Source organism: Microbulbifer sediminum, assembly GCF_021729035.1.
In the GTDB taxonomy this organism is placed as follows: Bacteria; Pseudomonadota; Gammaproteobacteria; order Pseudomonadales; family Cellvibrionaceae; genus Microbulbifer; species Microbulbifer sediminum.
Window position 1 is genome coordinate 453,614 of sequence record NZ_JAJSAP010000002.1, and the last position, 19,593, is coordinate 473,206.

18 protein-coding genes are annotated in these 19,593 nt (G+C 61.6%); 8 read left to right on the plus strand and 10 right to left on the minus strand.

Annotation, left to right across the window (positions count from 1 at the left end):
- Positions 1 to 114 precede the first annotated feature (114 nt).
- Positions 115 to 1,500 (plus strand): L-serine ammonia-lyase, encoded by a 1,386-nt coding sequence (locus LVD11_RS04685; protein ID WP_237056826.1) that lies wholly within the window; start codon positions 115 to 117, stop codon positions 1,498 to 1,500.
- Between the two features lie 37 nt (positions 1,501 to 1,537).
- Here the strand turns inward: LVD11_RS04685 and LVD11_RS04690 are convergent, their stop codons facing one another.
- From LVD11_RS04690 to LVD11_RS04720, 7 genes are all read right to left on the minus strand, one after another.
- On the minus strand, positions 1,538 to 2,341 hold the full coding sequence (locus LVD11_RS04690) for a class I SAM-dependent methyltransferase (protein ID WP_237056834.1): 804 nt from the start codon (positions 2,339 to 2,341) through the stop codon (positions 1,538 to 1,540).
- 36 nt (positions 2,342 to 2,377) lie between these two features.
- Positions 2,378 to 2,746 carry a SpoIIAA family protein gene (locus LVD11_RS04695; RefSeq protein WP_237056836.1) on the minus strand — a complete coding sequence of 123 codons (369 nt, stop codon included), beginning with the start codon at positions 2,744 to 2,746 and terminating at the stop codon, positions 2,378 to 2,380.
- Between the two features lie 65 nt (positions 2,747 to 2,811).
- Positions 2,812 to 3,279 carry a prolipoprotein diacylglyceryl transferase gene (locus LVD11_RS04700; RefSeq protein WP_237056838.1) on the minus strand — a complete coding sequence of 156 codons (468 nt, stop codon included), beginning with the start codon at positions 3,277 to 3,279 and terminating at the stop codon, positions 2,812 to 2,814.
- 393 nt (positions 3,280 to 3,672) lie between these two features.
- On the minus strand, positions 3,673 to 4,158 hold the full coding sequence (locus LVD11_RS04705) for a hypothetical protein (protein ID WP_237056840.1): 486 nt from the start codon (positions 4,156 to 4,158) through the stop codon (positions 3,673 to 3,675).
- Positions 4,159 to 4,465: 307 nt separating this feature from the next.
- Complete coding sequence (locus LVD11_RS04710) at positions 4,466 to 5,116, minus strand: YiaD family glycine zipper/OmpA-like lipoprotein (RefSeq protein ID WP_237056842.1); 651 nt, start codon at positions 5,114 to 5,116, stop codon at positions 4,466 to 4,468.
- Between the two features lie 737 nt (positions 5,117 to 5,853).
- A complete protein-coding gene (locus LVD11_RS04715) occupies positions 5,854 to 6,087 on the minus strand; it encodes a SlyX family protein (RefSeq protein WP_237056844.1) in 234 nt (77 codons plus the stop codon).
- Positions 6,088 to 6,106: 19 nt separating this feature from the next.
- Positions 6,107 to 7,252: a serine hydrolase domain-containing protein gene (locus LVD11_RS04720; RefSeq protein WP_237056846.1), complete on the minus strand. Its 1,146-nt coding sequence runs from the start codon at positions 7,250 to 7,252 to the stop codon at positions 6,107 to 6,109.
- Positions 7,253 to 7,359: 107 nt separating this feature from the next.
- Here LVD11_RS04720 and LVD11_RS04725 point away from each other — a divergent pair, with 107 nt between their 5' ends.
- Positions 7,360 to 7,824 carry a PaaI family thioesterase gene (locus LVD11_RS04725; protein ID WP_237056848.1) on the plus strand — a complete coding sequence of 155 codons (465 nt, stop codon included), beginning with the start codon at positions 7,360 to 7,362 and terminating at the stop codon, positions 7,822 to 7,824.
- Between the two features lie 24 nt (positions 7,825 to 7,848).
- Here the strand turns inward: LVD11_RS04725 and LVD11_RS04730 are convergent, their stop codons facing one another.
- Positions 7,849 to 8,793, minus strand: coding sequence for an ion transporter (locus LVD11_RS04730; protein ID WP_237056850.1), 945 nt, complete (start codon positions 8,791 to 8,793; stop codon positions 7,849 to 7,851).
- Between the two features lie 212 nt (positions 8,794 to 9,005).
- Here LVD11_RS04730 and yciH point away from each other — a divergent pair, with 212 nt between their 5' ends.
- The gene (gene yciH, locus LVD11_RS04735) at positions 9,006 to 9,329 is read left to right on the plus strand and encodes a stress response translation initiation inhibitor YciH (RefSeq protein WP_237056852.1); all 324 of its coding nucleotides are present in this window, start codon (positions 9,006 to 9,008) and stop codon (positions 9,327 to 9,329) included.
- Positions 9,330 to 9,372: 43 nt separating this feature from the next.
- On the opposite strand, the gene LVD11_RS04740 is transcribed toward yciH, so the two are convergent.
- On the minus strand, positions 9,373 to 11,892 hold the full coding sequence (locus LVD11_RS04740; protein ID WP_237056854.1) for a hypothetical protein: 2,520 nt from the start codon (positions 11,890 to 11,892) through the stop codon (positions 9,373 to 9,375).
- A gap of 209 nt (positions 11,893 to 12,101) precedes the next feature.
- On the minus strand, positions 12,102 to 12,683 hold the full coding sequence (locus tag LVD11_RS04745) for a TetR/AcrR family transcriptional regulator (protein ID WP_237056856.1): 582 nt from the start codon (positions 12,681 to 12,683) through the stop codon (positions 12,102 to 12,104).
- Between the two features lie 238 nt (positions 12,684 to 12,921).
- Here LVD11_RS04745 and LVD11_RS04750 point away from each other — a divergent pair, with 238 nt between their 5' ends.
- The 5 genes from LVD11_RS04750 to LVD11_RS04770 are packed head-to-tail and all read left to right on the plus strand — an operon-like array spanning position 12,922 to position 19,548.
- A complete protein-coding gene (locus tag LVD11_RS04750; protein ID WP_237056859.1) occupies positions 12,922 to 13,815 on the plus strand; it encodes an SDR family oxidoreductase in 894 nt (297 codons plus the stop codon).
- Complete coding sequence (locus LVD11_RS04755; protein ID WP_237056861.1) at positions 13,815 to 15,422, plus strand: acyl-CoA carboxylase subunit beta; 1,608 nt, start codon at positions 13,815 to 13,817, stop codon at positions 15,420 to 15,422. The genes LVD11_RS04750 and LVD11_RS04755 overlap by 1 nt, the downstream gene beginning before the upstream one ends.
- Positions 15,423 to 15,468: 46 nt before the next feature.
- Positions 15,469 to 16,680, plus strand: coding sequence for an acyl-CoA dehydrogenase family protein (locus tag LVD11_RS04760; RefSeq protein ID WP_237056863.1), 1,212 nt, complete (start codon positions 15,469 to 15,471; stop codon positions 16,678 to 16,680).
- Positions 16,670 to 17,497, plus strand: a complete 828-nt coding sequence (locus LVD11_RS04765; protein WP_237056865.1) for an enoyl-CoA hydratase/isomerase family protein — start codon at positions 16,670 to 16,672, stop codon at positions 17,495 to 17,497. Before LVD11_RS04760 ends, LVD11_RS04765 begins: the two co-directional genes overlap by 11 nt.
- The gene (locus LVD11_RS04770; protein ID WP_237056871.1) at positions 17,494 to 19,548 is read left to right on the plus strand and encodes an ATP-binding protein; all 2,055 of its coding nucleotides are present in this window, start codon (positions 17,494 to 17,496) and stop codon (positions 19,546 to 19,548) included. Before LVD11_RS04765 ends, LVD11_RS04770 begins: the two co-directional genes overlap by 4 nt.
- The last annotated feature ends 45 nt before the right edge of the window (positions 19,549 to 19,593 follow it).

Consider the following 19,593-nt stretch of genomic DNA (forward strand, 5'->3'; position numbering starts at 1 on the left):
ATACCGGGAGGATATTCTGTGGAATGACCGCAAGTGCCTTGAATGTGCGCCGCGATGCGGCAAAGTTGCCACACGAGTATTTTCAGACCAGCCAGTCCAGGAGCGCCAGAGTCAATGAGTATCAGCGTTTTCGAACTGTTCAAGATCGGTATCGGCCCGTCCAGCTCCCATACAGTGGGGCCAATGGTCGCCGCACGGCAGTTCGTGTCAGATCTCGATCAGCGGGGCCAGCTGGCCCGCACAGACCGGGTGCAGGTGCACCTGTATGGCTCCCTGGCCCTCACCGGTATCGGGCATGGGACAGATATGGCGGTACTGATGGGCCTGCTGGGAGAGGCACCCGATACCATTGATGTGGACAGTATCGATGAGAAGCTGGCTCGTATCGAGGGCGACGAGCAGCTATGTCTGAATAATGACCACAATATCCGGTTCGTTCGCGAACACGACCTGGTTTTCCACGAGGACGAGTTCCTGCCACAACACGCCAACGGCATGACCTGCCGGGCGTACGCGGCCGGTGAACTCTTGTTTGAACGGAGCTACTTCTCCATTGGTGGCGGCTTCGTGCTTTCCGAGGAGGACTTCGCCCACAAGGACCAGATCGCCACCCTACTCCCGCACGATTTCAGCAATGCCGCCGAGTTGATGGCCATTTGTGACAAACACAACTGGACCATTGCCGAGCTGGCGATGGAAAACGAAAAGGCGTTCCGCTCGGAGCAGGCCGTCAAGGATGGATTGTGGGAAATATGGCAGGTGATGGATGCCTCCATCCAGCGGGGCTGCCATCAATATGGCCTGCTGCCCGGCGGGCTGAAAGTACGCCGCCGCGCCGCGGAAATGTACCGGGAACTGAGCAAGCAGAGCCAGGAAGAGCGCGAGGATGGCCTGGTAATCCTCGACTGGGTCAGCCTTTATGCGCTCGCAGTCAACGAGGAAAACGCAGCCCGCGGCCGTATTGTAACCTCCCCCACCAATGGTGCTGCAGGAGTAATCCCGGCAGCCATCGCCTACTATGCCAATTTCGTGCATAAGCCTGAGAAGCACGGTGACCTGAAAGACCAGGTGGTTAAGTTCCTGCTCACCGCCGGCGCCATCGGCATGCTGTTCAAGAAGAACGCCTCCATCTCCGCAGCGGAGGTGGGCTGCCAGGGCGAGATTGGCGTTGCCTGCTCCATGGCATCAGCCGGACTCGCGGCAGTCCAGGGCGGCAGCAATCAGCAGATTGAGAATGCAGCCGAGATTGGCATGGAGCACAACCTGGGGCTCACCTGTGACCCGATCGGCGGACTGGTACAGGTTCCGTGTATCGAGCGCAACACCATGGGGGCGGTAAAGGCCATTAATGCCGCCCGTTTATCCATGCGTGGTGATGGTGCGCATATTGTGCCGCTGGACAGCGTGATCGAGACCATGCGCCAAACCGGTATTGATATGCAGAGTAAATACAAGGAAACATCCCAGGGCGGGCTGGCCGTCAACGCCGTGAACTGCTGACCCGGCCCACCCGTCCTCCAATACGCCAAGCCATATCTCAACCCGGCACACCGTGGCGGGTATAGATATCAAAGCGGCCGGACTTTCCCTCCAGCGACAGATCCGGCTTGCGCCCCGCCAGGTGGGGTGCAAGCCGCGGACGTTTAACCACCGTGCGGTAGTAACAGGCCCCGAGCGCGGGTTCCAGCAGTGCATCCGCATCCGGATCCTCACCGACCAGCAGATGGAAGACTGCCATCTCTTTTTTTACTTTTGCGCTCTTGCCACGAGCGGGAAACATCGGATCCAGGTAAACCACCGGAATTGATTCCGCAGGCTGGGCAGCAAGCCAGCTTGCCGAGTCCTCGGTCGCGTCAGAGAGCTGCAGCCGCCCTGCCACCGCCGCCAGCTCCGGATCCATTGTGGCGGCAGCTCGCAGGCGCGAGAGGCCATCCGCCAACAGTGCCCTGACAACCGGGTTACGCTCCAGCAATAGCACTTCACAGCCCACCGATGCGAGTACAAACGCATCACGCCCAAGACCTCCCGTCGCATCCACGACCCGCGGCTTGAAACCGGCACGCACGCCCACAGCCTTGGCAATCTGCTGGCCTTTGCCACCACCGTACTTGCGCCGGTGGGCGGCGGCACCGCCGACGAAATCCACCACGACCGGTCCCGGCGCCTTGCGGCCGGTGGCGCACAACTCCAGCATTTCCCCGCAGCGCAGTACATAGGCGGGGTCCGAAATTTGGCGCGGGTCAGAATTTTCCAGGAGATCGAGGCCAAGTTGCACCGATAATTCACGGGCGGCCGGCAACCACTCGGGTGCTGCGGCTATCACTGCCAGGGATTGGGTCACTGGTTTTCCATTCAGGTCACTGCAGGATGGCGGATACTAACCGGGCCCGGCCAGCCATTCCAGCGCCCGCTCCCTCTCTGCACCGGGAAAGGGCCGAACATCGGCCCCCACAAAATGATCCACCAACCGCGGCATGTACCCCAATAGTGGCTGGTCAGAGACGACTGCGACCTTGTGCACATGACGGTGGTGATCGCGGATGAAAACGCAGTGGGCAACCAGCCCGGAGAAATCCTCCCAGCCGGGAAAGCTCTCGGCATTGATGAGGATACCGGCGAGGCTACCGTGCTCCTCGATCACCGGGTCAACCTGCGAGGCCAGCACTTCGAAATCCGCCCGCGTAAGCGGAGCCCCGGGCAACACCTCAAGCACTGAATGGTTGTAATGCCAGCGATGATCGATCATGGTCAATACACAAAGCCGAAGCCGGGTTTACACACGGCTTCGGCGTTCAGAGGGAAGGTTAATGGTTACTGGTTCTGAGGTTCTTCAGTGGACTCAGTTTCCTTTTCATCAGTAACCTTCTCCATGGTATCTTCGGCCGCCTTCTTGGTGGCCTCGCCGGCGCCTTCAATTGCCTCACCGGCCTTCTCTGCCGCTCCCTCAATCACCTCACCGGTTTCCGAGGCCGCCTTTTTGGTGGCCTCCACAGCCTCTTTCGCCTCCCGCTCGAGGCTGCTTTCTTCGCCCGGCGGGACCGTATCCGGCTGATCCGACTCACGAGGTGTCTCGGTGCCGGTTTCGGGCGTATCCATGGTACCCATTCCGTCGGGCGGAGTCTGGCTCTCGTCCGGGGTAGTACCGCCCTCGTCTATGGTTTCGCTCTCGGGGGTCTCGAGCGAATCGTAGGCGTCGCCGGCCTTGTCATCGCCGCCGCGCGACATGAAATACCCGATAATCAGCAACAAAATAATCAGCGGAAGCAGTAGCTTTTTCATAAACCCACCTCTGAGGCCTGGCTGTTTCACAATTAGGGATGCGACAGCGGAAGTCTCCGATAATTGTCCCCGGTGCATGCGCCAACCGGCTTTGCACCAGGGGAATCAAGGGGAAAGCTTCCCGATGTCTGCCCATGACGCCGGGCGAGGTATCGCCTTTTGCCTCAATCCGGAAGATGTTGGCGCCAATATTGATAAGAATAACCTGCAAACCGTGTTATTCAAGGAACATTGTTCCCACTTTCAGGCAGTCTTGCTGTAGATAGCAAGCCTTTAATAACCACCGGTTTTAAAAAAAAGCATTCAAGGTTTGAAGCGAGTCGCACCACTGAGACGGCAAACCCAAGCGATAACCGCCCGTCCTTTCCGGGCGGATTTAAACCGGCGGCCAGGCTAGCCCTGCAGCTCTGACTCTTTCAGGCGGGCCAGCAGCGGCGCCGCCTCCGACTCTGGTACCGCAGCCTCACAGCTATACAGCTGTAACCTGCCGTATATGTCCGGGCTGGCAAAAATCAGGTAGCGCGCGCCCTTTTCGAGCTTCACCTCACAGGCATCCAGCCCGCGCCGAAACGCAACAAGCCGGTTGGCCTCGCCCTTCCAGACCTGCTCGGACACGGCAGAGTAGACATAACCCTTGATTGCCACCATGCCCGGCTCGGACAGTGCCTGGTCGACGTCGCGGTGTATTCCGGCAATCATTACTTCGGCCACAAATGCCGCATCCTCATAGCGCACGCTGAGGCTACTGCCACCAGCACCAGGCTGGGGAACGTCACCATCAGGTTTGGAGGATTCGCTGCCAGATGAGGAGGCGTGGCCGGCTACCGGGGAGACGCCTGCGGCATCATCGACCACCCCTGAGGGGGTCTCCGCGGCCACAGGGGGAACCGGGAGAAACACAAAAGTGAAAACAGCCGCCGTGAATGTCAACACGCGGTACGGTTGGTAGTTACGGGGACAACGGCCCTGCCGTTGCTTTCCCCTCGACTTGCTGCCCAGGCCCAGCATGAAGTTCCTCACGGGCTCACTCCCTGTTATTGCTGACACACCCCGGACTTTACCGCCCTTCATTGGGCCAGTAGAGATATGAGGCCTTCCCCACCATCATCCCTGTGACCCAGCCTCCGGGTAGCCATCGGTGCCCGGGCAAAAAAAAGGGCACCGAAGTGCCCTATTTTGTCTCACATTATTTGAGCGGCAGCAACTCGAGCTCGACGCGGCGGTTCGCCTGCTTGCCGGACGCGGTGTCGTTAGCCGCAATCGGGTAACGCTCACCATAACCCACGGCCTGGACACGGCCACTGGCAATACCGGCATTGGTGAAGAAGCTTGCGACAGAGTTGGCGCGACGCTCACTCAGAGTCTGGTTGTAAACGTCGGAACCGGTGCTGTCGGTATGGCCGCTGACACGGATGGCGGTCTTGTCGAACTCCTTGAGTACCAGCACCACGGAATCGAGGGTGTCGTAGAAGTCGCGACGGATTTCGGCACGGTCAGTGGCAAAGGTGATATTACCCGGCATAATCAGGCGAATATTGTCACCTTCACGCTGGACCCGAACGCCTGTACCTTCCAGGCGCTGGCGCAGTGCAGCCTCCTGGCGATCCATGTAGTAACCAACGCCCCCACCAATTGCGGCGCCGCCCAGTGCACCGGTAATCGCACCTTTTTTACGGTCGTCCTTGCTGGCAGTCGCCGCTCCGATGATAGCCCCCGCCACAGCACCGGCACCGGCACCTTTCGCCGCGTTACTGGTTTTACGCTCGCCGGTATACGGATCCAGGGTGCTACAGCCAACCAGTGAGCCCAGTGCGAGAATTGCGACCCATTTTTTCATGTAAGGTTCTCCTAACGCTTTTCAGTGAACGGGTGTTGCTTCACGACAGGACAGAATCGCCCGCCGCGCTGATAGAAATGTTGCCGCGGACCAGCTGTCTCCCAGCTGAACCGCCCCCCTTTCTAAGGTTGCGAAGACTAGGCGGATTTGCCCTCGGCGTCCATAAAGCAGTACGCATTTATGGACAACAAACAGTCGTGAGTTTCTGCATTGATCGGAAAAGTGGCGGGCTGACGGGAAAAGCTGCCCGGGCCCGAGCCGTAATTCCCCTGCATATCTTCCACAATTTCTGTGGATAACTCTGTTAACGAAACGCTAAAAGAGCAAGCCAAGCGGCGGGCCAACTCGCTCCCAGCGTTTTGCGCACTTTTTAGCCTTAGCCTTTTATCATTAAAAAACAATAACTTACAAGCAATCAAGACCCTCAGCGTACCAAATAGCGAAGACTGACCGGGCGTTCACAGAACCCCCTCCGCCATGTGGAAAAAGTTTTGTCAACACGCGATCAGGGGAAAAGACGATGATTTTTTGCCAAGGAATCGTCATCGGGACCGCGTCCAGTCGAACGAGACGCTGAAGCTGAACGATCGCTTCACTTGTGACCCATAGGGAACAACCCATGACGGTGAGCAACCGCCGGCCGGTATGAGCCGATTCCCCAAAGCCACGGGGTCCGCAGTCCAGTATCCGGTCCACGGATATGGCCGCAAGCGGTGACCTTTCAAACGCCATTCCCATTAATAATGTGGGGGCTTTTCACTCGCATCGCCGCCGCGTCCTGCTCCATGCATCTCCTCATTCAGGTCCCGGTAGCGCTCTCCCAGTTCCCTGAGCCGCGCGACCAGGGTACGGAGACTCGCATCCTGGTTGGCGATCACATCATTGAGCTGGGCCAGGGTGTCCTCCTGGAATGCCAGGCGGGTTTCCAGCTCCTCGACCCGGCTGCGGAGGTCTTGTAACTCTTCTGTCATGGGCACATCCGGTATGGTTTCAGAGATAGGTATACAGCTGTTCCACCAGCCCCACGGCCCGGCGGTCCATGAACAGGCTCTGCCCCAGGCGCGAGGTCACATAGCCAACCCCGATCCCCGCATCGGGATCGGCAAAGCCAACGCTGCCACCGGCCCCGGGGTGACCGAATCCCTGCTCACCACCAAACCGCAGGTCGGCCGCGGAAGCACTACGGATGTACCCACAACCAAAACTGATTTCCGCCTGCAGGACCACATCCCGTTCGCAACTTTGCTCGCGCACTGCTTCCGCGAGCACATTACCGGGAAGGGTAGCAGGCTCCTCCATGGCGAGGTCACCGTAGAGAGTCGCCAGGTCCAGCGCACTGAAGTGGCCGTTCGCGGCCGGGATCAGAGCCTCGCGCCACTGGCTACTGTTGCTGCTCATCATCAGGCTCATTGGATTCGAGAATGCCTTGGCGACGGGCCCCTCCCGGTCCGACTTCATCGCGCGCCCCACCGCATTCTCGCGCAATTCCGGCAGGGGTTTCTTCAAGGGCAGTACGTCCGCAAGGCGCCCCGAACGATGGCCCACACCGCCGAATCCCCCGTGCAGCTCCAGCGGCCCGGCCAGGGATTCCCGGTAGAGCGCCCGCAACGATTGGCCGCTGGCGCGCTCCAGCAGGCCACCCAGTGCCCAGCCATAGAGGAAAGGTGAATAGCCCTGGCGACTACCCGGAAACCACCAGGGCTCCGCAGACGCCACCGCCGCACAGGAACGCTCCCAGTCGTAGATGACAGAATCCTGCATCCGCTCCCGGAAAGCCACCAGGCCGGCACGGTGGCAAAGCAGTTGTCGCGGGGTCACCCGCTCCTTGCCCCCTGCAGCAAACTCCGGCCAGTATTCCGCAACCGGTCGGTCCAGGTCCAGGTTTCCCGCCGCCACCTGCTGCAGGGCCAGCAGGGCCAGCACACCCTTGGAGCAGGAAAAGACGTTGGCCAGCGTATCCTCTGTATAAGGCACCTCACCGGCCCGATCGGCACTGCCGGCCCAGAGGGACACAATGGTCTCGCCGTCCTGGCGGACAGCGAAAGCAGCCCCCGTATCACCATAATGGCGAAAATTGTCAGCAAACCGGTCGTAAAGCGCTTCCAATCCGGGCGCGCAGTGTCCGTAAATCTCCATTGATTCCCGTCCAGCAATAAAACGAGGCGCAAGGGTAGTTTCTTCCCCTTCCCTGCGCAAATCGTTAGCATTACCGACCAATGTAATGACGGCTTCCAGGGGGACCCATGCCAGCAGAAACCGCAATCCAGGACCAGATCCCGCATAACCACTGTTTCGGGTGCGGCCCCGAGAACGATGCGGGCCTGCAAATCAAAAGCTTCTGGACCACTGCAGACAGCAGCCGCTGTGAGTTCATGCCCGGAGCCCACCACTGTGCGGGGCCCACCCACTATCTCAACGGCGGCATCATCGCCACAGTCATCGACTGCCACACCATCTGCACGGCAATTGCCGACGGCTACCGCCAGGCGGGGCGGGAAGTCGGCACCGGGGACAAGATCTGGTATGCGACCGGCAAGCTTGACATCCAGTACCGGGCCCCGGCGGCAATCGACAAGCCGGCTGTGCTCGAGGCGGAGATCGTTGAGCGAACCGAGCGCAAGACGCTCCTGACCTGCACCCTTTCCAGCGATGGGCGGGTGTGCGCAACGGCGGAGGTGGTAGCAGTGAGGGTTCCCGACAACTGGTAGGATCTATGGCGGACCGGGCTGGGCCTATTCGTCGTCCCCGGGCCTGTCGCTCTGCCGCCTGCTCTCTTCCTCGGCGAAGGTGCGCCCCGGCCTGCGGGCTTTTCTCTCGGCTTTCTTTTCCGCCGCCCGCTCTTCCTTTTTCTCGGCCTCGCGCTCGACATCCTCAAGTTTGTAACCGCAATGCTTGCAGTACTCGGCATCCTTGTCATGCCCGGCACGGCTGCAATTGTCACAACGGATCGACAATCGCTCCCGCCCCAACTCAGATGCCAGTTCCGCAGTCACAATGCCGGTGGGCACCGCAATAATGGAGTAACCGATCAACATAGTCAGAGATGCTATCCCCTGGCCCAGGACAGTCTGCGGAGTGATATCACCGAAACCCACTGTCGTCAGGGTCACAATTGTCCAGTAGACACTCTTGGGAATACTGGTGAAACCGTGCTTGGGGCCTTCCACCACGAACATCAGGGAACCGAAGATAATGCATACGACCAGGACACTGGCATAGAAAACCAGGATCCGGCGCCGCGCCTGCCACAACGAGCGCAGCAGCAGGTTGGCGTCTCGCAGGTAGCGCACCAGCTTCAGGATCCGGAAAATCCTCAGCACGCGCAGCAGTCGGATTACCAGCAGGTAACTGGCACCCGTAACGAGGAGCGCGAGGTAACTGGGCAGGATTGCCAGCAGGTCAACAATGCCGTAGAAACTGAAAATATACCTGCGCCGGTCCACGGCGCAGTAAATCCGCGCCAGGTACTCGACGGTAAACAGCGCGGTAAAAAACCATTCCAGAACAAAGAACAGCTCGCCATAGCGCCCGGCGATACTTTGCACCGAGACCAGCAACACGAGCAACACACTGATCAGGATGGCCCAGATCAGGAAGACGTCGAAACCTTTCCCCAGTGGCGTATCCGTGCCAAAGATAACTTCGTTAAGCCACTTTCTCTTTCCGGTTAATGCCATATCACCTCCACAAGAGCCATGACTATAGCGCCACTGGTGGCGCCCCGCCAGACCATCCATGCCAGATGGCATCAACAGTACTTTGGGGGTACCCTTGCCGGCGGGAATCCCGGGCATCGATGTAGATGTAGAGGACAGGTTCCGCCCAAAATGCGGCACCAGGCCTGCACGGGGTTCGCCGGTAGCTGGGCACAACGCGGAAGACAGTGAATATGACTAGAGAAACCCGACGGGTGTATTCCACCGATGTGGGGCGAGTTAAAGAAGAACCGAAAGCAGAGCAGCGCCGTCAAGGCGACGGCATCGTGCGCATTCAACGGGAGACAAAGGGCCGCAAGGGAAAAGGTGTGACCTGCGTGCGTGGCCTGCCCGGAACCGACGCTGAACTGAAACTGCTACTGGCTGAGTTGAAGAAGCGCTGCGGTTGCGGCGGTGCCCTGAAAGACGGTGTCATCGAGATCCAGGGTGACAAGCGTGCGGAAGTCAAGGCCATGCTGGAGGCGCGGGATTTCAGGGTCAAACTGGCAGGAGGCTGAGGCACCCGTCTGGCAACCCGCATAACCTGGCCTGGCTGTCGCGCTAGGCCAGCTCCCCCACCAGCCGTAACGGTCGCACCTGCAGGGCCTTCTCGATCTCCAGGCATTGCCCCAAAAGTCGTGATATGTGCCTGTGGTAATGCTCGTTCACTGTGGCGCTGACAGTCCTGCAGCGCAGTTCCATTTCCTGAAGGGTATCGATAAGCGCCTGTCGCTCCCGTGGCAAGTCCTCCCCGGCGGCCCTGTCAGCGCCCGCCAGCCGCTGTTCCAGGGCAGCCGACACCCCGATCGCGGAAAGGGTATCGCTGTTGTTCACCTGGTGCTGGATTACCTGCAGGCCACGCTGTGCGAGACCATAAAATTTCTGCAGGGTCTCGCGCTGCCCCGGCTCCAGGGAAAGCCGGTCGATTGCAAGCCCGAGGACCCGAGCCAGTTCATCGAGCCGGTCCAGGTGGGGTGCAAGGGTAGTGAAAGCCTGCGTCTCCCGCCGTGCCGAATCTGCCCAGGCGCGATCCTCGCTTTTCATTGAACCGATCGCGCGCTTCATGCGCAGTACGAATACCTCCTGGATCTGCTGGTACTGCGCCTGCAAACCGTCCCGTTGCTGGCGCAGCTCCCTCTGGGTCGACTCGGCGGCACCCACCTCGGTATTGCCCAGATGAAAATCAGCGGGCCGTATCTTCACGGAATGGCGCAGCAGCTCTACACCAAGCTCAACTGCGGGCGCCCTTACCGCGAGTTCATCCAGGCGGCCGGTAAGGTCGCGCAAATCGACCAGCCTGGTGCGCAACCAGTCGACGCACTCCTGCAAGCCCATCGCGGCCAGGGTTTCCTCCCCCGGCGTTTCCAGGGGCAGAAAGCGACGCGGCGGAACACGATTGAAGAACTCACCGATTATGCGCAGCGCCTGTTCCGCATCCTCGCTGGTGCAGAGCAGCTGCTGGTTGTCTACCGGGCGTGTATCGGCAGCGGCAATATCGGCGCTCACCTCGCTCGCCAGCCCCGGCAGGTCATCAATCAGGCGCTGCACCGAAAACTCTGCCTGGATCGCCGCCGCCAGCCCGAGTTGCTCCACTGCCGCAACCCGGTCATTGTCCACCGGGGCGGTGGGATCCCAGCAATCCGATGGCTGCGACATTGCCAGTTCCAGGTTAGACAGGGTCTCCCGGTCCAGGTTGCGCATTGTCCACTGGATGGCCCGCGGGTAATTCTCCAGTCGCTGGCCTGCGATAGCCGCCTCGCGGTTCACCTCGGCCACCATCAGGTCCGCGTGCACCATACGGTGCCACCTCTCTGCAAATGGCGCGATCCCGTCACTGCCGATCAAGTGGGCCGCACAGCGATCCCCTTCGCGCTCCAGCATTCGCGCCGCCGGCCGCGCCACGATCTGGTGCATCGCCTCGAGTCGGTCCAGGATCGGGATCACTCCCCGCCCACAGAGAGCAAGCAGATTATGCAGCGGGCGTAAAAGCCCGCGGGCATGCCCCCCCGGCGCAATCACACTGCGATCGTTCTCCATCGCCCATTGCACCCACTGCAGTCGTCGTGGTGTTTCCAGGGCCAACCATGCCACGGTTGCCCGCAGGCGTCCCCGGTACATGCCACGCTGCCGTGCCACCAGCGCCAGCAGTTCGTTCCCCGTCAGGCAGTAGGCCGCCCCCAACCCCAGCTCCAGCGCCAGGCTCTGTCGGTACGCCTCTGAAATCCGTCCGGCCTCCACCCGGACAGCGCTACCAGCGGTAACGCTAACGGCAGGGGTGCCCGGCAGTCCGCTTTTGCCCGCCAAAACGTCCAACAGAAGGTACAACCCCTGGGCATCGCGCCGCTTGAGCGGACGGGATTTCGGCAGAGAGTCACGGGCCAGCCGTCGCGCGCCGAAAAAGGGCCACGCCACCAATGCGGCCACCAGCCCGCTCAGTGAAATTGACAAGCAGAGGCCCATCACCGAGCCGGCGCCCAGCTCCCCGGCCAGCGCCGCCCGGGCAAATTGCCAGATTGCACTCGCCACGCTGTAAAGACAGATCCCCAGCAACAAAGAGAACAGCGCGGGAACCAGTGCCGCCCCGGGCAGGGAAGCGGCAAGCGCACTGCGCGAGGAAATCGGGTCGGGGATCGTGGCATCGCCACCGTCGAACAGGGATTCCAGCTGCCGCTGCGCCCTGGAAGCGGGTGCGCCCTGCTCTCGCCGGGCCTTGTCCTCAGTCGTGGCATGCTCACGGGTGGGGCGGACGGCATCGCTGGTGACCTGCTGCGCCGGATTCGATGATTGCATGCCACGGCGCCGCCTCCTGGCCTGCTCCAGCCGGGCCAGCAATGCACGATTGTCGTATTTTCCGGCCGGGAACACTTCCACCCGCAGCCCCATACGCTGCAGGCGCGAGCGGTATTCCAGCACCTGTTTTGACGAGAGCCGGTCCTTGATCACCCAGCCCTTCAGGAGCAGTGTGCGGGCTTTTGCCTCGGGAATGGAGAATGCCTTTGCCGCCGCCTGCAATACCTCACCCGGGGACTTGCCACGCAGGGTTTTCCCGGCAGATACAACTTGAAATAGCTCGGCAGGCATCGCGCGCTCCGGTGACACTCGTTCCAGTATTTTCCCGATGGGTCGGGCAGTGAAGCACGAAGACTAATTTATTATCCCCGAACAGTGTGGGGACTGGTTCTCACAGCCCCAGCCCCAAAAGGGTCGTTCCGGGGAAAAAGCGCGGTCCGACACGCACGGAATGATAACGGGATCTCAGTGCGGGTTGTGCATGCCACGCAGATATCCCGTCAGCGGCAATACAGGCTGAGAACCTGCCCGGCAAGTTCGTCCAGTGACAACCCCTGCTTCTTGGGCCTGAACCAGTGGTAACTGTGGGCCAGGGAGCCCTGTAGCAGGCGCCGGGCCAGGGCCGGATCATCCATGCGCCCTGCCTCCGCAAGCACATCGCGCCACAGCCGCTCATAGCGCTCGCGCAGTTGCAGCACCTGCCGCTGGCTCTCAGGGCTGAGGCTCCGCCATTCCGACACCAGGATGGTAAAGCCAGGCACTGCGCGCCCGTGAATGGCTTCCAGCTCACAGAGGATGCATGCCCTGAGCCTGCCCCGGGGCGTACGCTCCTGCGCGACAGCAGCTTCCATGCGTGCCCGCGCGAAAATCGTTACCTCCCGCATCACCTGGCACAGTATTGCCTCTTTGCTGCGAAAGTGGTGAAAGATACTACCGGAGAGGATCCCCACTTCCGCCGCGATATCCCGCACCGTGGTCCGTGCGAAGCCCTTTTCGACAAACAGGAGTGCCGCCGCATTCAGCAGGCGGCCGCGTGGCGATGCCGGGTCAGTCAATTCACCCTGCGCCACAAGCGCTTCCACAAGCGCGCTGGACCCCTGCCCCAATCCTGCGGATGTCACCGCATTTCCGCTGCCACCTGGCACTGACATCTCCCCCATCAAAAGTGTTGATAACCAAGCGCTTGCTTGGTAGCGTTGGTGATCATGCGCAATATACCCGCCCGGTGCAAGACGCCGCCAAAAAAGCGCGACCAGCCGGGCCAGGCTCACGACCAACAACCATAACAACCGCAGGGTTCCAAGGCCGACAGGAGAACTTATGCCCTACCAGAGCCAGTTGCGACCAGGGAGCTTTAGCAACCAGGTGCACATTGTCACAGGTGGCGGCAGCGGCATCGGTCGCTGCATTGCACATGAGCTTGCAAGCCTGGGGGCTCACGTGGTGCTGATCGGGCGCACCGCCGAAAAACTGCAGCGCGTGGCGGGAGAAATCGCTGACGACGGGGGCTCCTCCAGCTACCACCCGCTCGATATCCGCGAGGAAGCCGATGTCCGCGCAGCCGTAGCCAGCATCGTGGATGAGCACCAACATATTCACGGCCTGGTCAATAATGCCGGTGGCCAGTTTCCCTCACAGCTCGAGGAGATCTCCGCGCGGGGCTTCGAAGCCGTGGTGCGCAGCAATCTGGTAGGCGGTTTCCTGATGGCCCGGGAGGTGTACACCCGGTCGATGAAGAACAATGGCGGCGCAATAGTGAATATAACCGCCGACAATGCCGGCGGCATGCCCCTGATGGGCCACTCCGGTGCCGCGCGCGCCGGAATGGACAACCTGACGGAAACCGCCGCAGTCGAGTGGGCGGCCAGTGGTGTGCGTGTAAACGCGGTCGCACCGGGATATATCCTCTCCAGCGGCTTCGATACCTACGACGCCGAGTTCCTGAGGCAGCTGCTCCCTGGGTTCCGGGACAGTATCCCGCTCTATCGGCTGGGTGAGGAGGCCGAAATCAGCGCCGCGGTGTGCTTCCTGCTGTCCGACGCCGCGAGCTATCTCACTGGACAGACCCTCCGTATCGACGGCGGCTCCAGCCTGAAACATCACTCCCCGTTATGGCAGCCCGCGCCGGCCAGGAACCGCAAGCGTTTCGAGGGTTTTCATCGCGCCGAAAAGCCTGCGGTGGTCGCCGAGCTCGAGGCAGAGGGCAAGCTCTGATGCAACCATTCGACTCCCAGGCCGAGCCCGGCTCGACGGAATTTGCCGAAAACCGGGAGGCAATGCTGCAGGCCATCGCACGGTTCCGCGAGGCCGAACAACGCCCGGTGGATGTGGCAACAGAAAAGGCCGAGCGCTACCAGAAGCGCGGCTGGCTGTTGCCGCGAGAGAGGCTCAATCGCCTCCTCGATCCGGGCGCCCCCTTTCTGGAACTCTGCTCCCTGGCAGGTTATCGGCTGTATGACGACAACGATGGCAGCGGCGCCGGAGGCGGTGCGATCTGCGGCATCGGCACCATCAACGGCCGGCGCTGCATGGTGCGCGTGGACAACTATGCGGTGAAGGGGGGCACCATCTCGCCCGCAGGTATGGACAAGGCGCTGCGCATGCAGCAAATCGCACTGGAAAACCGTCTGCCGGTGGTGACCCTGGCCCAGAGCGGAGGAGCCAACCTGATGTTCGCCAATGAAACCTTCGCACCGGGCGGACGGGGATTTGCCAACCAGGCGCGCATGTCTGCCGCCGGTATACCCCAGGTCACGGTGGTACATGGCAGCGCAACCGCCGGTGGAGCCTACCAGCCGGGACTGTCCGACTATGTGGTAATGGTGCGCGGACAGGCCGGCATGTACCTGGCCGGCCCCCCGTTACTCAAGGCCGCTACAGGAGAGATTGCCGACGAGCAGAGCCTGGGTGGAGCGGAGATGCATTGCCGGCAGTCCGGCAGTGGCGATTACCTGGCCGAGGACGACGCGGACGGCATTCGCATGGCCCGGGAGATCGTCGCCACGCTCCCCGCCCTCCCCGGGGGCATTAGCGAGGAAGCCTGGCTCCCGCCACGCTACCCGGAAGACGAACTGCTGGGGCTGATTCCCGCAGACAGCAGGAAACCCTACGACGTTCGCGAAGTGCTGGCCCGCATTGTCGACGACTCCGCGATTCTCGATTTCAAGCCCGGGTTCGACCGGCAGACCGTATGTTGCCATGCGCGCATCGAAGGCCAGGTGGTCGGGGTGATCGGCAACAATGGGCCGATTACTCCTGCCGGTGCCAATAAGGCTGCACAGTTTATCCAGCTGTGTGAGCAAGGCGGCACGCCATTGCTGTTCCTGCACAACACCACCGGCTTTATGGTCGGCACCGACGTGGAACGTGGCGGCATCATCAAGCATGGGTCCAAGATGATCCAGGCGGTGGCGAATGCCAGCGTACCCAAAATCAGTATTGTCATCGGTGGATCCTATGGAGCGGGCAACTACGCTATGTGCGGCCGAGGATTCGACCCCCGTTTCATCTTTGCCTGGCCCAACTCCCGCACTGCGGTGATGGGCGCGGCGCAGGCGGGCAAGGTCCTGCGTATCGTCACCGAGCAGAAAATGCAGCGCGCGGGCACAGTGGACCAGGCCACACTCGACAAGCTGGAGCAGGACACCGCCGCCTTTATGGAAGCCGGCTCCGATGCTCTGTCCTGCAGTGCGAGGCTGTGGGACGACGGCATCATTGATCCGCGGGATACCCGTCGCCTGCTGGGCATGCTGCTGGAAATATGCCGGCATGCAGAACAGGCATCGCGACGGAAGAACACTTTTGGCGTGGCGAGGTTCTAGCTCGCGCCAGGCTGGTAACCAGCGTCGAGGACCACGGAAAAACGCCATGATACTTACTGACGAGCATCACGAACTGCAGCGTACCGTGCGCAATTTTGTCGAGCGCGAGATCAACCCCCATGTCGCCAAGTGGGAAGAGTCCGGCGAGTTTCCCACCCGGGAACTGTTCGGCAGGCTGGGCGAACTGGGTCTGCTGGGCATCAGCAAGCCCGTTGAGTACGGCGGCCTGGGCCTGGACTTCAGTTACGAGGCGGTGTTTCTCGAGGAACTGGGCGGGGCACACTGTGGGGGGGTGCCACTGGCTATCGCCGTGCAGACAGCCATGGCAACACCGGCCCTGGCCAATTTTGGCAGCGATTCGCTCAGGCAGCAGTTCCTGCTGCCAGCGATCCGGGGACAGATGGTCGGGGCCATCGCCGTATCCGAACCCGGTGCCGGCTCGGATGTCGCAGGGGTCAAGACCACCGCTACCCGTGATGGCGACGGCTATGTCGTCAATGGCAGCAAGATGTGGATTACCAATGCGCCCCGTGCCGACTTTTTCTGCACGCTCGTCAATACCGGCGAGGGCAAACCCCACCGGAATAAATCCTTGCTGGTGATTCCCGCCGATGCGCCCGGCGTTCGTGTCGGCGACCGACTGAAAAAACTCGGTATGCGCTCCTCGGAAACTGCCCCGGTATTTTTCGATGATGTGCGGGTTCCACAAAGCTACCGTATCGGCAACGAAGGGGATGGCTTCCTGCTACAGATGCTGCAGTTCCAGGAGGAGCGCCTGGCAGGAGCCCTGCTGACCATTCGCGGGCTTGAGAACTGTGTCTTTTCGACCATCGACTACACTCGCGAGCGCCAGGTGTTCGGCGGTGCGCTGCTGGATAACCAGACCGTGCATTTCAACCTGGCGGAGATGCAGACGGAGGTGGAATGCCTGCGTGCCCTGACCTGGCGAGCCACCGAGGCCTACGTGGCCGGTGAGGACGTCACCACCCTGGCCTCTATGGCCAAGCTGAAATCCGGGCGCCTGGCGCGGTCCATTCCCGACCAGTGCCTGCAGTTCTGGGGTGGCATGGGCTATATGGAAGAGACGCCCATCAATCGCGCCTACCGGGACTCGCGCCTGACCGCCATCGGCGGCGGTGCTGACGAAGTGATGCTCGGCATCATCTGCAAGTTGATGGGTATTTTGCCACGGGCCAGGAAAACGGTCTCGCCCGATATCAATACTGATCAAAAGGGGGAGGCCCAACGTGAAAATTGACGAATCAGCAGCAGGTTCACTGCTGGCCCGCCGCAACGGCCACACCCTTCATCTCACTCTGAACCGCGTGGACCAGCGCAATGCCCTCAGCCTGCTGATGGTGGACGAACTGCTGTCCCAGCTGGAGCGGGCTGAAGGGGATCCGACTATCCGCGTCCTGATGATGCGCGGCGCCGGGGGGAATTTTTCCGCGGGTGCCGATGTCGGCGACATGCTCACCGCCCAGGAAAAAGTCGAGGCAGGCGAGACCGATGCATTCGCCACGATGAACCGGCGTTTCGGGACCCTGTTGCAGAAATTTGACCGTACGCGCCTGGTCACTGTCGCGGCCCTGGAGGGCGCCATCATGGGCGGCGGGCTGGGACTGGCCTGCATTGCCGATATCGCCATCGCCAGCGCAACAGCCCGCTTCTCACTACCGGAGACACGGCTGGGCCTGGTGCCGGCACAGGTGGCACCCTTTATTACCGCGCGTATCGGGCCGTCGCAGACGCGCAGGCTGGCGCTGGCCGGTGCCAGTATCAATGCGGACGAAGCCCTGCGCATCGGGTTGGTGCATGAAGTCGCAGCGGACACGGGGGCACTGGAAACCGCGCTGGCAAACCAGCTCGCCGCTATCGGCCGGTGTGCACCCGGCGCCCTCGCCACAACCAAGCGACTGTTGCTGGAGAGCAGTCCGGTCCCGGTGGCCGGCGATCGCGACCGGTTGCTGGACCGGGCCGCCCGCCAGTTTTCCGAGGCAGTCCAGGGTAACGAGGGGCGCGAAGGTACCCGCGCATTTATCGAAAAGCGACCGGCGGAGTGGCAAAGCCAATGACTGACGCCAAAGAACGTTTACCGGGTCGCTCCCGCCCTACACTGCTGGTTGCCAATCGCGGCGAAATCGCGGCACGGATTATCCGCAGCGCGCGGAGCGAAGGCTACCGGACGGTGGCCATCTACAGTGAGCCGGACCACGACGCCCTGCACACCCGCCTCGCTGATGTCGCGGTCGCCATTGGTGGCCGCAGTCCCCGGGAATCCTACCTGGACATCGACAAGATACTCGCTGCCGCCCGACGGTGCGGCGCCACCGCCGTGCACCCCGGTTACGGCTTCCTCTCCGAAAATCCCGCGTTCGCCCGCGCCTGCGAGGAGAGCAGCCTGGTATTCGTCGGCCCCACCGCTGCGTCAATCGAGGCCATGGCCAACAAGCGGCGGGCCAAGGCCCTGGTGTCGGAGGCCGGGGTCCCGTGTATTCCCGGGTATACCCCGGAGGGCGCGGGGACCGATGACGACACACTGGTACGTGCGGCCGACGAAATCGGCTACCCAGTGATGATTAAAGCTGCGGACGGCGGCGGTGGCCGCGGTATGCGGCTGGTGCAATCCGCCGATGAACTGGCAGCACAGTTGCTATCGGCCCGCAGCGAGGCCCGCGGTGCCTTTGGCAGTGACGAGATTATCCTGGAGAAGGCACTGGTCAATGCACGCCATGTAGAAGTCCAGATTTTTGCCGACAGCCACGGCAACGTCATTCACCTTGGGGAAAGAGACTGCTCCATCCAGCGCCGGCACCAGAAAATTATCGAGGAGTGCCCCTCCCCCGCCGTGGACGCCGATCTGCGCCGGCGTATGGGTGCCGCCGCAATCGCCGCGGCACGGGCCTGCGACTACCGGGGTGCTGGCACAGTGGAATTCCTCCTGCAGGCAAATGGGGAATTCTACTTCCTGGAAATGAATACCCGACTGCAGGTGGAACATCCGGTTACTGAGATGGTGACCGGCCTTGACCTGGTGGCCTGGCAACTCGCCGTTTCGCGGGGCGAACGATTGCCCCTGAGCCAGGATGAAGTACGGTTGTGTGGCCATGCGATCGAGGTTCGGCTGTATGCCGAGGACCCGGACAACCAGTTCCTGCCCCAAACTGGTCAGATCCTCCACTGGCAGGCACCCGCTGGCGACGGCATCCGCTGCGACCACGCCATCACCCACAGGGGAACGGTCAGCCCGTTTTACGACCCCATGCTGGGCAAACTGATCAGCAGCGGACGGGACCGTGAGCAGGCCCGGCTGCGCCTGCAGCAGGCCCTGTCCGGGCTCGAGTTTATCGGCCCCAAAAACAACGCGTATTTTCTCAGTCGACTGGTCGCCGACCCGGTATTTGCCGCTGGCGACGCCACAACCGGGTTTCTGGACAGCGAGGGCCTGTACCTGTTGCACTCGGCCACACAGGAATCACAGCCTGAGCTACAACACGCTGCCATCGCCACTGTCCTGATGCACAACTGTGGCCTGGCCCCTGCAGACCTCCGCAGCGACCGGGCCGACTGGCGTAACAGCAACCACAGCACACCGTTTTATTACCGGCTGCAAAGGGACAACATAGTCTTCGAGTGCCAACTGCGCCCGCTACCGCACCGAACCTATCTGGTGGAGAGTACAGGCGAGGCATTCCAGCTTGCGCTGATACATGCAGGAAAGGACCGGGCGGTGCTATCTGTTGATGGCGTCGAACAGGCGGTCATTTTCCATCACCGGGCACCGACGCTGTTCACACTACTGGAAGGGCGACAAATGGGATGGCGGGACTGCACTCACGCCCCGGCCAGCACCGGCAACGACCCGGGTGACGGTGTACTCCGCTCCCCCATGGATGGCACGGTTACGGCCCTCTGCGTGAAGCCCGGGCAACCAGTCCGGAGCGGCGAGACCCTGGCAGTGGTCGAAGCAATGAAGATGGAACACCCGCTCAAGGCGGACTGCGACGGCACTGTCGGCGAACTGGGCGCTGCCGCCGGGGATCAGGTGCGCGGCGGCCAGTTACTGGTCCGGATCGAGCCCGCCGTAACACCCTCCAGTTCCGGGGTTTCCACCGCTACCCCCTGAGCCCACTAAAGCGGTTACCCGCACTGCAGGCAACAGAGAGGACCG

What these genes read in the sequence shown, in the direction of transcription:
- LVD11_RS04685 (WP_237056826.1), top strand. Translation starts at nt 115, where the DNA reads ATGAGTATCAGCGTTTTCGAACTGTTCAAGATCGGTATCGGCCCGTCC.
- LVD11_RS04695 (WP_237056836.1), bottom strand. Translation starts at nt 2,746, where the DNA reads ATGATCGATCATCGCTGGCATTACAACCATTCAGTGCTTGAGGTGTTG.
- LVD11_RS04700 (WP_237056838.1), bottom strand. Translation starts at nt 3,279, where the DNA reads ATGAAAAAGCTACTGCTTCCGCTGATTATTTTGTTGCTGATTATCGGG.
- LVD11_RS04710 (WP_237056842.1), bottom strand. Translation starts at nt 5,116, where the DNA reads ATGAAAAAATGGGTCGCAATTCTCGCACTGGGCTCACTGGTTGGCTGT.
- LVD11_RS04715 (WP_237056844.1), bottom strand. Translation starts at nt 6,087, where the DNA reads ATGACAGAAGAGTTACAAGACCTCCGCAGCCGGGTCGAGGAGCTGGAA.
- LVD11_RS04720 (WP_237056846.1), bottom strand. Translation starts at nt 7,252, where the DNA reads ATGGAGATTTACGGACACTGCGCGCCCGGATTGGAAGCGCTTTACGAC.
- LVD11_RS04725 (WP_237056848.1), top strand. Translation starts at nt 7,360, where the DNA reads ATGCCAGCAGAAACCGCAATCCAGGACCAGATCCCGCATAACCACTGT.
- LVD11_RS04730 (WP_237056850.1), bottom strand. Translation starts at nt 8,793, where the DNA reads ATGGCATTAACCGGAAAGAGAAAGTGGCTTAACGAAGTTATCTTTGGC.
- yciH (WP_237056852.1), top strand. Translation starts at nt 9,006, where the DNA reads ATGACTAGAGAAACCCGACGGGTGTATTCCACCGATGTGGGGCGAGTT.
- LVD11_RS04740 (WP_237056854.1), bottom strand. Translation starts at nt 11,892, where the DNA reads ATGCCTGCCGAGCTATTTCAAGTTGTATCTGCCGGGAAAACCCTGCGT.
- LVD11_RS04750 (WP_237056859.1), top strand. Translation starts at nt 12,922, where the DNA reads ATGCCCTACCAGAGCCAGTTGCGACCAGGGAGCTTTAGCAACCAGGTG.
- LVD11_RS04755 (WP_237056861.1), top strand. Translation starts at nt 13,815, where the DNA reads ATGCAACCATTCGACTCCCAGGCCGAGCCCGGCTCGACGGAATTTGCC.
- LVD11_RS04760 (WP_237056863.1), top strand. Translation starts at nt 15,469, where the DNA reads ATGATACTTACTGACGAGCATCACGAACTGCAGCGTACCGTGCGCAAT.
- LVD11_RS04770 (WP_237056871.1), top strand. Translation starts at nt 17,494, where the DNA reads ATGACTGACGCCAAAGAACGTTTACCGGGTCGCTCCCGCCCTACACTG.